This window comes from Cyclobacterium jeungdonense (genome assembly GCF_010994275.1).
GTDB classification, from domain to species: Bacteria; Bacteroidota; Bacteroidia; order Cytophagales; family Cyclobacteriaceae; genus Cyclobacterium; species Cyclobacterium jeungdonense.
Genome location: NZ_WMCD01000012.1, coordinates 185244 through 197193 on the forward strand (window position 1 = coordinate 185244; position 11950 = coordinate 197193).

The 11950-nt window shown below is 46.3% G+C and carries 14 protein-coding genes; 10 read left to right on the forward strand and 4 right to left on the reverse strand.

Going from position 1 to position 11950, the window contains the following annotated elements:
- The first annotated feature begins 1 nt into the window (after nt 1).
- A complete protein-coding gene (locus GKS34_RS20455) occupies nt 2–802 on the forward strand; it encodes a queuosine precursor transporter (protein ID WP_163386841.1) in 801 nt (266 codons plus the stop codon).
- Here the strand turns inward: GKS34_RS20455 and GKS34_RS20460 are convergent.
- From GKS34_RS20460 to GKS34_RS20470, 3 genes are all read right to left on the reverse strand, one after another.
- Complete coding sequence (locus GKS34_RS20460) at nt 795–1778, reverse strand: bile acid:sodium symporter family protein (RefSeq protein WP_163386842.1); 984 nt, start codon at nt 1776–1778, stop codon at nt 795–797. The genes GKS34_RS20455 and GKS34_RS20460 overlap by 8 nt on opposite strands.
- A gap of 158 nt (nt 1779–1936) precedes the next feature.
- Complete coding sequence (locus tag GKS34_RS20465) at nt 1937–2368, reverse strand: SRPBCC family protein (RefSeq protein ID WP_163386843.1); 432 nt, start codon at nt 2366–2368, stop codon at nt 1937–1939.
- A gap of 174 nt (nt 2369–2542) precedes the next feature.
- Nucleotides 2543–3304, reverse strand: a complete 762-nt coding sequence (locus GKS34_RS20470; RefSeq protein WP_163386844.1) for a TrmH family RNA methyltransferase — start codon at nt 3302–3304, stop codon at nt 2543–2545.
- Between the two features lie 17 nt (nt 3305–3321).
- On the opposite strand from GKS34_RS20470, the gene tamL reads away from it, so the two are divergent.
- Genes tamL through GKS34_RS20485 form a run of 3 tightly spaced genes read left to right on the forward strand, consistent with a single transcriptional unit; the run spans nt 3322 to nt 7264 of the window.
- Nucleotides 3322–5739 carry a translocation and assembly module lipoprotein TamL gene (gene tamL / locus GKS34_RS20475; RefSeq protein WP_163386845.1) on the forward strand — a complete coding sequence of 806 codons (2418 nt, stop codon included), beginning with the start codon at nt 3322–3324 and terminating at the stop codon, nt 5737–5739.
- Nucleotides 5740–5762: 23 nt separating this feature from the next.
- Complete coding sequence (gene hemF / locus GKS34_RS20480; protein WP_163386846.1) at nt 5763–6674, forward strand: oxygen-dependent coproporphyrinogen oxidase; 912 nt, start codon at nt 5763–5765, stop codon at nt 6672–6674.
- Nucleotides 6671–7264 carry a phosphatase PAP2 family protein gene (locus tag GKS34_RS20485; RefSeq protein ID WP_163386847.1) on the forward strand — a complete coding sequence of 198 codons (594 nt, stop codon included), beginning with the start codon at nt 6671–6673 and terminating at the stop codon, nt 7262–7264. Before hemF ends, GKS34_RS20485 begins: the two co-directional genes overlap by 4 nt.
- On the opposite strand, the gene GKS34_RS20490 is transcribed toward GKS34_RS20485, so the two are convergent.
- Complete coding sequence (locus tag GKS34_RS20490; protein ID WP_163386848.1) at nt 7251–7838, reverse strand: riboflavin synthase; 588 nt, start codon at nt 7836–7838, stop codon at nt 7251–7253. The two genes, GKS34_RS20485 and GKS34_RS20490, sit on opposite strands and share 14 nt — an antisense overlap.
- A 123-nt stretch (nt 7839–7961) precedes the next feature.
- Between GKS34_RS20490 and GKS34_RS20495 the strand changes: the two genes are divergently transcribed.
- From GKS34_RS20495 to GKS34_RS20520, 6 genes are all read left to right on the forward strand, one after another.
- Complete coding sequence (locus tag GKS34_RS20495) at nt 7962–8618, forward strand: protein-L-isoaspartate(D-aspartate) O-methyltransferase (RefSeq protein ID WP_163386849.1); 657 nt, start codon at nt 7962–7964, stop codon at nt 8616–8618.
- 12 nt (nt 8619–8630) lie between these two features.
- Nucleotides 8631–9170, forward strand: a complete 540-nt coding sequence (locus tag GKS34_RS20500) for an acyl-CoA thioesterase (RefSeq protein WP_163386850.1) — start codon at nt 8631–8633, stop codon at nt 9168–9170.
- Nucleotides 9171–9199: 29 nt separating this feature from the next.
- Nucleotides 9200–9754 (forward strand): hypothetical protein, encoded by a 555-nt coding sequence (locus tag GKS34_RS20505; protein WP_163386851.1) that lies wholly within the window; start codon nt 9200–9202, stop codon nt 9752–9754.
- A 7-nt stretch (nt 9755–9761) separates the two neighbouring features.
- Nucleotides 9762–10088, forward strand: coding sequence for a DUF3817 domain-containing protein (locus GKS34_RS20510; protein WP_163386852.1), 327 nt, complete (start codon nt 9762–9764; stop codon nt 10086–10088).
- A 12-nt stretch (nt 10089–10100) separates the two neighbouring features.
- Nucleotides 10101–11123 carry a hypothetical protein gene (locus GKS34_RS20515; protein ID WP_163386853.1) on the forward strand — a complete coding sequence of 341 codons (1023 nt, stop codon included), beginning with the start codon at nt 10101–10103 and terminating at the stop codon, nt 11121–11123.
- A gap of 180 nt (nt 11124–11303) precedes the next feature.
- A complete protein-coding gene (locus tag GKS34_RS20520) occupies nt 11304–11798 on the forward strand; it encodes a Dps family protein (RefSeq protein WP_163386854.1) in 495 nt (164 codons plus the stop codon).
- Nucleotides 11799–11950 lie beyond the last annotated feature (152 nt).

Consider the following 11950-nt stretch of genomic DNA (forward strand, 5'->3'; position numbering starts at 1 on the left):
CATGGACCATCAGGATAAGGTTAATCAGTCAAAAAAGACCAATTTGTTCGTCATTCTGGGCGGCATTTTTCTTACCAATGCCATTCTGGCGGAAATTATTGGTGTAAAAATTTTTTCGGGAGAACAAACCCTGGGACTTAATCCCGCTGGCTGGACTTTTTTTGGAACCTATGTATTGGATTTCAACCTCACTGCAGGAGCTGTAATCTGGCCCGTCGTTTTCTTAACCACGGATATTATCAATGAATATTTTGGCAAAAAGGGGGTTCGAAAAATCAGCTTTATTACTGCCGGTCTGATCGTATACGTATTTATCATCATCAGCCTGGTAACCCAGCTCCCCCCAGCAAGCTTCTGGCTGGAAGTAAATGCAACCGATGCATCGGGTGCTCCATTTAACATCGACTATGCCTTCAATACCATTTTCCGACAGGGTCTGGGCATTATCATCGGCTCCCTAATCGCTTTTTTGCTGGGACAGTTGCTGGATGTGTTCGTGTTCCAGAAACTAAGAAAAATCACCGGCTCCAAAATGATCTGGCTCCGGGCCACCGGCTCTACATTGGTTTCGCAGTTTATCGATTCCTTTGTAGTATTAGGCATTGCTTTTTACGTTTTTGGCAACTGGTCGCTGCAGCAGATCATTGCCGTGGGCATCATCAATTACATTTATAAATTTTCGGTAGCCATCCTGCTCACTCCCCTCCTGTACCTCGGACATGCCCTGATCGACCGTTACCTCGGCAAATCCCTGGCGCAAAAGATGGCCACAGAAGCTTCCCGGGACACTTCTTTTATATAGCGGCTTTTTCTGCTCCCAGGCGTTCAGCCAGGGCACTGCCGATGATAAGCTGCAAGGTATGGTACAGCATGATGGGTAAGAGCACTACACCAAATACCACCGGATCGGGGAACAATACCTTGCCCATGACCGCTGCCTGTACCAGTGATTTTTTAGATCCGCAGAAAAGCACCGTGATCCGGTCCGGCCGGTTGAAGCCAAGCCACTTCCCTACTCCATACATTACACCCAGCATTACCAGAAATAGCAGCAACATCCAAAGACCAAGGCCCAGTACATTCTGCCCGGCAAACATGTTTTGCCCAAAGGATTGGGAAAATGCCGAAAAAACAATCAATAAAATGACCGTTTGGTCGAAATACTTTAATTGCCGGCTACGCCGCTGCACCCAGGCACCCAGGTAGCGATGCAGTGAAAATCCGAATCCCACCGGAAGAAAAATTTGCAAGACCAATTGGCCTACCGTATCCCAGAGCGCAAAATCAGTCTCTGAGGCACTGAGAAACAGATCCATCCAAAGTGGGGTGATAAAAATCCCCAGCAGGCTGGAAATACTGGCATTGAAGATGGCAGCGGGCAAATTTCCACCGGCAATGGACACCATAACCACCGAAGAAGAAACCGTGGAAGGAAGCACCGCCAGGTAAAAGGTCCCGAGCCAAAAAAGGCTATCCGCATCGCCAAAGAAAACATAACAAACAAAAATGAGCGCTGGAAAAACCAGAAAAGTGGTACTTTGAATCCACAGGTGCAACCGCCAGTTGAACAGCCCAACTTTCAATGTAGCAGGACTGATCTTCACTCCATAAAAGAAAAAGATGATAGTCACCCCATAATAGGTTAGGTCATCCAGGCTTACCCTCCCACTGCTTTGTCCCCATTCAGGAAATAAATAAGCCAGAAATATGGTCAGCAGAAGCAGAAAAAAAAAGCCATTGATCCCGGCTTTAGCCAGGTGTGTTTTCAGGGATGCCATAATGAACCGCTTGGTCAGAAAGTAGGGCAAATTAAGTAAAAAATGGCTAATATACCTCCTCGTAAATTGACTGGATACATGACAACGCCATTATTCTTATTCCCTTCCGAAACCCTTAAAACTGCTTATTCTTCGAAAGAAATTCTGTAGAAGGCTACTTACGATTCCTCCACGTGCTTTTTGAAGTTGTTTAATATGGCTTGCCATCCATCCCGCTGCATATCCGTTGAATTTTCCGGTTCGGAATCAAAAGTAATAGTCACCATAGTTTGATTACCCTCTTCTTCGAAGGACACCTGTACTTTCCTGCCATCTGTCAGGGCATAACTCAGGAATTTTTCGGGGCGAATCTCGTCGTAAACCGCCTCATAATCAAAACCAAAACTTCCATCTTTGGCCTCCATTCGGGCATAAAAACTCCCTCCGACTCGCAACTCATTCTTTACGCGTGGGCACTGCCATTCCTGCGATGCAAAGTTCCACTGCATGATTTGTTCAGGATCCGTGTAGTATTCCCATACCTTTTGACTCCCGGCAGCAATAATTGCCTGCACGGTGATTTTTTCGGATTTCTTAGTTTGTTGGTGCATTTCAATTAACGGATTTTGGGTTTACTACTGGAAATCATTCGTTCTATTTTAAGATTAACGAACAAATCAGTCCTTCCGTATATTTCCTTTTAACTGCGATAGATACGCCAATTTAATCATTTCAAACTGGAAATTGAGGGGAGGCTCTATCTTGATTCGAGTGATTAGGCAAACCTACACTGGTTTCCCCGCCTGTCTAAGCCGCCGCAAATGATCGCAGAGCACGGCCGTAGCCACGGCCACGTTAAGGGATTCTGCACCGCCAAAGGAAGGAATCGTCAGCTTTTGGCTAACCAGGACCTCCAGCTCCGGGGAGATACCATGGGATTCGTTGCCCATTAACAACACTCCCTCAGCCGGACCGCTATGCGAATAAATGGACAGGCCCTCCAGAAAAGCACCAAAAACAGGCACCCGGACATCCCGCAGCTTTTCCTCCAGGGATACGTACTCAAAGGCCAGCCGGGTAAAGGAACCCATGCTGGCATGCAACACCTTGGGGTTGTACAGGTCGGCCGTCTCCGGCGAAAGCAGCATTTTTTTGACCCCGTACCAGTCAGCGATGCGAATGATGGTCCCCAGATTTCCCGGATCGCGGATATCGTCCAGAGCTACTACCAGCTCGCCAGAAGATACCAGCACCGGGAGATTGGGTTTCACGCGAGCTACCACCAAAGCCTGGTCGTTGCTGGAAAAGGTGCCTGCTGTTTTTAGTTCCGCGGGAAGCACCCGCACTTTTTCTCCATCAAAGCCTGACAGCAACTCAGGCTGTGCATCTGCAAATTTTTCGGAATACAACAAATGCGTACACGTATAATCCGAACGCAACAATTCCGTTACATTTTTGGCCCCTTCCACAAAAAAGGCCTGTTCTTGTTTACGGAATTTTTTCTGTTGCAAGGATTTAATAAACTTAACTGTATTTTTGCTTAGCATTTGTCGAGACTGTTGTAGTGAAGAACACCAAATATATAAACTTTCTTTTTTTGATCCTTTCGCTCTGGAGCTGTAGCCTTACCCGGGAGCTGCCGCCGAACGAACTTTTGCTCTTCGAGGTGGACACGGAAGGGATTCGGAAAAGCGATGCCGAAGCCCTGAAAAGCCTGATTCGGCAGAAACCAAATACCCGCATCCCGTTGATCAACCTTTCGCCCGGGGTGTTGGTCCACTCCCTGGGAACGCGCTTTTATGACAGTGCCCGGCTCGCTGAAAATATCCGCCAAAGCAAAGAGGAAGCCATGGAGCTTGCGGAAATGATCAGCCAGGGAAACCCTTCCCGGAAAATAGAAAAGCGTTACAGAAAACTAAATAGCCGTGTAAGTTCCCTTGAACGAAAACTGGAATACGGCAACTGGTTTATGCGAACGGGAAATGCCCGGGTAGTCCTGGACAGCAGCGAAACGGCCATTTCCAGGCAGCAGATGCTCATCTACCTTCAAAACAACGGTTTTTTTGATGCCTCCGTCACCACCCAAACGGATACATCGGGGCAAAAAGCCAGCCTGGTCTACCAGATCGAGGAAAATTCCCTCTATCGGATCGACAGCGCCTTTACGCAATCGGATGATCAAGACATTTACCAAATCCTGGAAAAAAACAAGAAATACAGCCATCTGGAAGCAGGGGAGCGTTACCGACAAACGGATCTGACTAGCGAACGACAGCGAGTAGAGGACCTGCTGAAGGATAATGGCTATTATACCTTTTCCAAGTCCTTTATTGAATACAACGTGTATAAGGATAGTGTGGAGAAAAACGTGGTCATAGAGCAACTGATCCGGAAACCCGAACAGGGAAAAAAACACCGCATCTACACTATTGACTCCATTGTTTTTACCATTGCCAGCCCCAACGAGCACATCCCGGACGAAAACATTTCCACGGAATGGAAGGGCATCCGGTACATCATGTACCAGGACCGCTATGCTGAAAAAATCATCGGCTCGCGGATTTTTCAAAAAAAAGGCGACGTGTACAGCAAGAATTCCGTCATCGAAACTCAGCGACAATTGGCCAATCTAGACGTTTTTCGCATGGTAAACATTTCTTTTGATACGCTGGGGAATCGTATTCAGACGAATATTTTCACCCGGCCCAACCAGAAATTCCAAATTACCAATCAGCTCGGTGCCAGTGTAACGGAACAGCTACCTGGCCCCTTTTTCAGCCATTCCCTGCGAAACCGAAACCTGTTTCGGGGATTGGAGATCTTTGAGTTTAATTTCCGGGCTGGGCTGGAAGGCGTGGCCTCTGCCACCACCGAAGGGGGCGTGTACCGAAGCCGGGAACTGTCCACCTCAGCCTCCATTATATTCCCTCAGTTTCTGGTCCCCTTCAATTTTGGCACCCTGGAAAAATTCGGACGCTACAATCCCCGTACCCGGACCCTTCTGGGCTACAGTTATGTAAACCGACCGGAATATGTACGAGATGCACTCAACACCATCCTGGCTTATACCTGGGCTACCCGAAACCTGCGTCACCAGTTTTCGGTAAACCTACTGGATGCCAACCTGATCCGCTCTTCCCTGGATTCCCTGTTTCAATCCAGACTGGAAGAGCTGCAGGAACAGGGAAACAACCTGATCAATTCCTTTCTGCCTTCTTACGTGAGCAGCATTTCCGGCCAGGTAATCATCAACTTTAACCAGTACGGCTTGTTTCAGAGAAACCAGGCATCGCTTTGGCGCTTGTTTGTAGAAAGCGGCGGCACCACGTTTAATTTTCTGAACCTTGATAAACTCGCTAATCGGAACCTGAATTACTTTCAATTCCTCAAATTCCAATCGGATTTCCGACGATACATACCGCTGAGCACTACTAGTACGTTTGCTTACCGCCTCAATTTGGGGCTGGCCAAACCATACGGTATCAGCGGAGGGGTTTTACCCTACGAAAAATACTTTTTTGCCGGAGGCAGTACCAGCATCCGGGCCTGGCAGCCACGACGCTTGGGGCCTGGGAGTTTTACACCTCAAACTCGGGAAGACGGTACCTTTGATTACCGCTTTGAGCAACCGGGAGAAATACTCTTCGAGGCAATGTTTGAATTCAGGAGAAAACTATTCGGGTATTTTGACGGCGCCTTTTTTATTGACGCCGGCAATACCTGGACCTTTGCGGTGGATCCTTCACGGGAGGGAACTGATTTTAAAGTGAATCGTTTTTATAAAGAATTGGCTGTGGGAACCGGTTTGGGACTGCGTATGGATTTTGAATTTCTGGTACTTAGGCTGGATATGGGTATAAAGGCCTACGATCCCGCCAGACCAGAAGGTGATCGCTTTATCCTGGACAAACTTTCCTTCAAACAGCCGCTGGGAGAGCGGGGACAGTCCGTTTTTAATATCGGTATTGGTTATCCATTTTAAGGGGATAAAATTTTGTGAAAAGTATGGAAAAAGTGAGCAAAGAACAAATTGCGGATAAATTCAGGGAAATACAGGCTCATATCTGCAGCGAGCTGGAAGCTGAAGATGGGAAGGGCCGTTTTGAAAGTGACCATTGGGAACGGCAGCAAGGCGGCGGGGGAATAACCCGGGTTTTGAATAAGGGCGGCATCATTGCCAAAGGAGGAGTCGCTTTTTCTGCGGTTCATGGACCCACTCCCGAGAAAATCCTTCGAAAACTAAAATTGGAGCAGGCGGACTTTTTTGCTACCGGGGTCTCTATTGTAATCCACCCGATCAGTCCTATGGTTCCGATCATACACATGAATATCCGGTATTTTGAAATGAGTAACGGCACCTATTGGTTTGGGGGAGGAATTGACCTGACGCCTCATTATCTGGACACTGCAGACGCCAGCTATTTTCACCGGGAACTAAAAACCCTTTGTGACACCTACCATCCGGAGTTTTACCCCCGGTTTAAAAAATGGGCCGATGACTATTTTTACCTGCCCCACAGGGAAGAAACCCGGGGAGTCGGTGGTATTTTTTTTGACCGGCTGGTGGCCGATGAGGAGCTTTCCTTTCACCAATTGCTTTCATTTGTGCAAGGCGTGGGCTACCTTTTCCCGAAGCTTTACCGTTATTTTATGGCTAAAAACGCGAAGCTACCCTACGGTGAGGAAGAGCTTCAATGGCAAGCCTTACGCAGAGGCCGGTACGTGGAATTTAACCTGGTTTGGGATGCGGGTACCAAATTCGGGCTGGACACCAATGGCCGAACGGAAAGCATCCTGATGAGCATGCCTCCTGTTGCCCACTGGGAATACAATCAAAAGCCCGCACCGGGCTCCCCCGAAGCCCTTACCCAGGAGGGGTTGAAAAAAAATCGAAACTGGCTAAACGCGGACTCATGATCGAGCAAATAAAGCAGTGGGACGAAGCCTTATTCGTTTTTCTCAACCAGCAGCATGCCACTTGGTTGGACCCCGTCATGCTGGCATTAACCGGAAGGTACATCTGGATACCTTTATACCTGTATCTGTTGTACCTAATCATCCGGCACTATCCTAACGAACGAATCTGGTACATTGTAGGCCTGATTATAACCATTATCCTGGCAGATCAGCTTACATCAAGCTTAATGAAACCCTTTTTTGAAAGGCTTCGACCCTGTCACGATGCCCGCTGGGAGGAGTTGATTCGGAATTATGCGGGTTGTGGTGGAAGGTATGGCTTTGCTTCTTCCCACGCTGCGAACACCTTTGCACTGGCAGCTTTTATGCAAAAGGTTGGGAAAAAGCATCTCCGAAGGATGGGCTGGTTATTCGCCTGGGCGGGACTGGTATCCTATACCCGGATTTACCTGGGAGTGCATTACCCCATAGATGTTTTGGTCGGTGCTGTACTGGGAATATTACTGGCCTGGCTGGTATGGTGGGTAACAGGGTTGGGGCTAAAACTGTGGCAAGCCCGCTTTGATACAGAGGGTATCAATAACCTTTGAGTATCCGTTGCATGTATTTCCCGATGATATCAAATTCCAGGTTTACCCGATCACCGGGGCTTAGGAGGTGAAAGGTGGTGTGTTCGTAAGTGTAGGGTATAATGGCTACCCGAAAGCTGCCTTCCTTTGAATGAAAACAAGTGAGGCTGATTCCGTTGATACAAATCGAGCCTTTTTCCACAGTAAGGTTGCCAATACTGCTGTCGTACTCTAAGTCGGCAATCCAGCTCCCTTCTTCGGCGCGGATTTCCCGCAAAATCCCGGTTTGATCCACATGGCCTTGTACAATGTGTCCGTCAAACCTGCCATTAGCAGGCATGCATCGTTCCAGATTGACAGAATGTCCTACTTTCAAATCACCAAGGTTCGTCTTTTGCAAGGTTTCATCGATGGCCGTTACCCGGTAGGTATTCTTGTCCAAATCGACCACGGTAAGGCAAACTCCATTATGGCTGAGTGACTGGTCTATTTTCAGTTCGGGTACCAGACCACTCTCAATATCAAAATGTACATTATTCCCTTCTGGAGTTACCCGCCTGACGGTTCCTAGACTTTCAATTATTCCTGTAAACATGAGTTTGGTATTTTTAACCAGCCGGATACCACCTGGTTGGAGATAAATCTGTTTCTGTGGCAAAGTAAGCCATTTTTAGCATTAACTTAGCATATCAATTGGGAGAAGATACGATCAAAAACAATGTTGAAACTCGAAGACAGCTATTTACACAAAGGCCAAAGGCGGGGCCTGATCAATACCCTTCGCAAAAAAGGAATTGAGGACGAAGCGGTATTGGATGCAATCAACCAAATACCCCGGCATTTTTTCTTTGATTCGGCACTGCTTAGCCATGCCTATGAAGACAAGGCGTTTCCTATTGGAGAGGGGCAAACCATTTCCCAACCCTACACAGTCGCCTTTCAAACCAGTCTTTTGCAGGTAAAGCCAGGAGATAAGGTTTTGGAAATTGGTACGGGATCGGGATATCAGGCAGGGATTTTGTACTGTTTGGGGGCAAAGGTTCATACCATCGAATACAACGAGGCGCTGTACGAGCGAACCCGTCGCTTCCTTCCTAAGATAGGCGTAAAAGTTCAGCACTACCAGGGTGACGGGAGCCTGGGATTGCCGGAAAAGGCACCCTTTGACAAAATCATCGTAACTGCAGGGGCGCCAGTAGTACCGAAAGCGTTATTAGAGCAGTTGGCTATCGGCGGGACGCTGGTCATACCTGTAGGTGATCGAAAAAGCCAGCAGATGCTGCGGCTTACCCGACAGTCGGACAAAAAAATCCTCCGGGAAACCTTTGATAATTTTTCCTTTGTACCCCTATTGGGAGACGAAGGATGGGAATAATTCAGCAGGACTATGAAAACAGTAAAAAAACACGTTCAGGACTCGGAAGTAATCAAGACTGAAATGGTGCTGCCAAATGATACGAATACCCTGAACAATCTAATGGGTGGAAAATTAATGCATTGGATGGATGTGGTCGCTGCCATTTCTGCACAGCGGCATTCCAATTCGATCGTAGTGACCGCTTCTGTGGACAATATTTCCTTTAAGAACCCCATAGCCCTTGGAAATGTGGTCACGTTAAAGGCGCAGGTCACCCGGGCCTTTTCCACGTCTATGGAAGTTTTTATTGAAGTGGTTGCAGAAGATATTCCCGCCAATTCCAAGTACGCTACGCACAAAGCCTTTTTCACCTTCGTTGCTGTGGACGATAAGGGTCGTCCGGTAAAGGTTCCTCCCCTGGAACCTACCACCAAAAGGGAAAAAGAATTGTATGCAGGAGCACTCAGGAGGAGACAACTGCGATTGATTTTGGCTAACCGAATGGATCCCCAAGACGCCACAGAATTAAAATCCCTTTTCGATTTGGAAGGCGTCAGCCAAAAGCAATAAATTGTACTACTGAAAGCATCACGCCTGAAATGAACAACCACGAACTAAGCCTATTTCTAACAGAAAATATTTTCGTCCTTAAAGACGAGGTGCGGGAAAAATTGGCGGCTGCGCAATTAGCATCCCGACTGGAGTTGGAGGAAGAGAATACCGATATGCTGGAGGAGCCGGAAGCAGTGCCTCAACGACCCAGCAGCCCGGATCCGGAACCCATCCCCTACGAGGGAGAGTTTCAAAAATCCATTATGGTCGTGTACCAGGGAGAGGAACTGAGTTCTGGTACCCGGGAGTTTCTGTTAAAAATTTTCCGTGCGGTAAACTTGTCGTTGAAAGACATCGCCCTGGTTTCTGAAAGATCCCTCAAGGATAGTAACGAGGACCCGCTGGCTCAATTGAGTCCCGGTAAGATGATCCTTTTCGGAACCATCCACCATCCGTTGATGAAATTGAAAAAAGAAAATTACCGCATCATGCAGGATCCGCTGGAGTATTTCTTTGCAGACGAACTGGAAGAATTGGAAAAAAACGTACCCTTAAAACGAAATCTGTGGGATACCCTTCAGGTATTTTTCAACGTAAAATAACATTAAAATGACGAATGAAGAAAGATTGGCTATTGTAAAACGTTTCCGGATCATCAGCCTTACCGAGGGTACCTCTATGTTGGTGCTGGTATTTATCGCCATGCCGCTCAAATGGATATTTGATCTTCCTGATATGGTAACCTATGTAGGCTGGATTCATGGAATTTTATTTATTCTGTATATTCTGGTTCTTTTTCCCACCTCCCGGAAATTGCGATGGCCCTTCAGAAATGCGCTTTTTGGTCTCATCGCCTCGGTTTTACCCTTTGGCCCTTTCCTGTTTGACCGGAAATTACGGAAACAGGAAAAAAATCTGGAAGAACAAAAACCTTAAGCCAGGTATCAGATGGCGGTCATCAGTAAAAAAAAGATAATTTATCCGATCAGTGAGAATCTGAGAGCATACCTGATCAAATACGGGAGGGAAGTTGATATTCCCATCCACTACAAGGAATTACTCCGGTACAGCAATTCAATTGCGCTCTATGACTTTAAAGGGAATGACACGCTATGGGAAACGGTTTTTTATGATGAGTCGGACCGTAACGAAATTCATTATAAGGTAAAAAAAATCTACGCGCTTCTGAAAGCGGACGGGGACATGTCTGTCATGCAGCACCTGTATGTGGATCGGATAGACCTCTGCACCTACGGAAACACGCAACCGTTTCGGGTACGAATTGTCAACCGGATCAACGATAATTTTGATTATTTCTATATCAAAAATGCGGATGCTTCCAGGGTGTACGGACTGGAACTCGAGCACTTGTTATCTCCCAACAGAATCGGATACCTGGTATACCGGGATTCGCTGATTGAGGAGCACATAGCCGGAATACCAGGAGAACAGTTTATGAAGCAACAGATTCACGATCCTTTGTTAAACCCTATCCGCTTATCCAAGGAGTTTGTGAAGTTCAATGAAAGGTGCTTTGTGCGCTTGTTGGGTGATATGCATTCCTCTAATTTTGTGGTGGACGTGACGCCAGATTTTGAAGAGACGCATTACCGAATCCGCTCCATCGATTTTGACCAACAATCTTACGAGGGGAAAAAGTCGATTTATTTACCTCAATACTTTAAACAAAACAACGCTCTCATCCAATTGGGAATCCGGCATATTACACCGGAGTCCATGGCGCAGTACCAAAAAGAAGAAAGGGCCTTGATAGCGACCCGGCTAAAAAGCTCCCCCAAAGAAATTACCGACATCCTCAACAGCATGGAGAAAGACCTGCTTTCCACCGAGGAAAACACCTATTTACTTAAGCAAGAACTTGGTAGGCATTATAAAAACCCGGAATTTTTGCGTTGCACAAACATGGGTGAAATCCTGAGAATAAGTTTAAATCAGGTCCTCCACAGGTAAGCCCTTTGGATGGGCTTTGGGCGATTCTTTTGATTAAGCAAAAAAAATACCTGAATACCAAACAAAGATCAGTTAATAATGTCTATAGGTAAGTAAAAGTAATGGAATATTGGCATCATTTATGATCCTTTATTTCAAGTAGAAAGCTATTAAAAAGGTTTTAAACTTAAAAAAATTGTTATGAGCACAACAGCAGAAAAAAGAGTTTTTAAGAAGCTTGGATATAATAAAGACGAGTCTGAAAAAATTGTAGGTTCTTTGAACAAGCTTTTGGCGAATTACCATGTGCATTACCAAAAACTACGTAATTTTCATTGGAACGTAACTGGAAGTGATTTCTTTGACTTACATGAAAAATTTGAAGAACTGTACGATGAGTCCTTTGCCAACATTGACCTGATTGCTGAGCGAATCCGGGTATTTGGAATGACTCCTTACAGCCTTATGAAGGATTACCTGCAGCATGCAGACATTAAAGAAGTAGGCACCGACCTTAGCTCCAAAGAAATGGTGGAGGAAGTACTTAGAGACTTTCAAGTTTTGGTAGATACCATGAATGAGTGTGCTGTAAGGGTAGCCGAACTGGGAGACACCGCCACAGAAGACATGTTGATAGCCTTTATTAAAAGTCTGGAATTGCACCACTGGATGCTGACTTCTTTCATCAAGGAATAAAGAAGACACACATAAACCAAAAAAGGCTACCAGGGAAATCTGGTAGCCTTTTTCCTGACTTCGACAGTCGTCAGTCCCATTTAAGTGTAAAAAACTGAAATACATTACTTTATGATTTTTTAGTTTTGGATTTGGGTGTCCCAGATGTTATT

Bases quoted from the DNA above. Each gene is read 5' to 3' on its own strand.
- GKS34_RS20455 (WP_163386841.1), top strand. From the start codon at position 2: ATGGACCATCAGGATAAGGTTAATCAGTCAAAAAAGACCAATTTGTTC.
- GKS34_RS20460 (WP_163386842.1), bottom strand. From the start codon at position 1,778: ATGGCATCCCTGAAAACACACCTGGCTAAAGCCGGGATCAATGGCTTT.
- GKS34_RS20465 (WP_163386843.1), bottom strand. From the start codon at position 2,368: ATGCACCAACAAACTAAGAAATCCGAAAAAATCACCGTGCAGGCAATT.
- GKS34_RS20470 (WP_163386844.1), bottom strand. From the start codon at position 3,304: ATGCTAAGCAAAAATACAGTTAAGTTTATTAAATCCTTGCAACAGAAA.
- hemF (WP_163386846.1), top strand. From the start codon at position 5,763: ATGGAAAAAGTGAGCAAAGAACAAATTGCGGATAAATTCAGGGAAATA.
- GKS34_RS20485 (WP_163386847.1), top strand. From the start codon at position 6,671: ATGATCGAGCAAATAAAGCAGTGGGACGAAGCCTTATTCGTTTTTCTC.
- GKS34_RS20490 (WP_163386848.1), bottom strand. From the start codon at position 7,838: ATGTTTACAGGAATAATTGAAAGTCTAGGAACCGTCAGGCGGGTAACT.
- GKS34_RS20495 (WP_163386849.1), top strand. From the start codon at position 7,962: ATGTTGAAACTCGAAGACAGCTATTTACACAAAGGCCAAAGGCGGGGC.
- GKS34_RS20500 (WP_163386850.1), top strand. From the start codon at position 8,631: ATGAAAACAGTAAAAAAACACGTTCAGGACTCGGAAGTAATCAAGACT.
- GKS34_RS20505 (WP_163386851.1), top strand. From the start codon at position 9,200: ATGAACAACCACGAACTAAGCCTATTTCTAACAGAAAATATTTTCGTC.
- GKS34_RS20510 (WP_163386852.1), top strand. From the start codon at position 9,762: ATGACGAATGAAGAAAGATTGGCTATTGTAAAACGTTTCCGGATCATC.
- GKS34_RS20515 (WP_163386853.1), top strand. From the start codon at position 10,101: ATGGCGGTCATCAGTAAAAAAAAGATAATTTATCCGATCAGTGAGAAT.
- GKS34_RS20520 (WP_163386854.1), top strand. From the start codon at position 11,304: ATGAGCACAACAGCAGAAAAAAGAGTTTTTAAGAAGCTTGGATATAAT.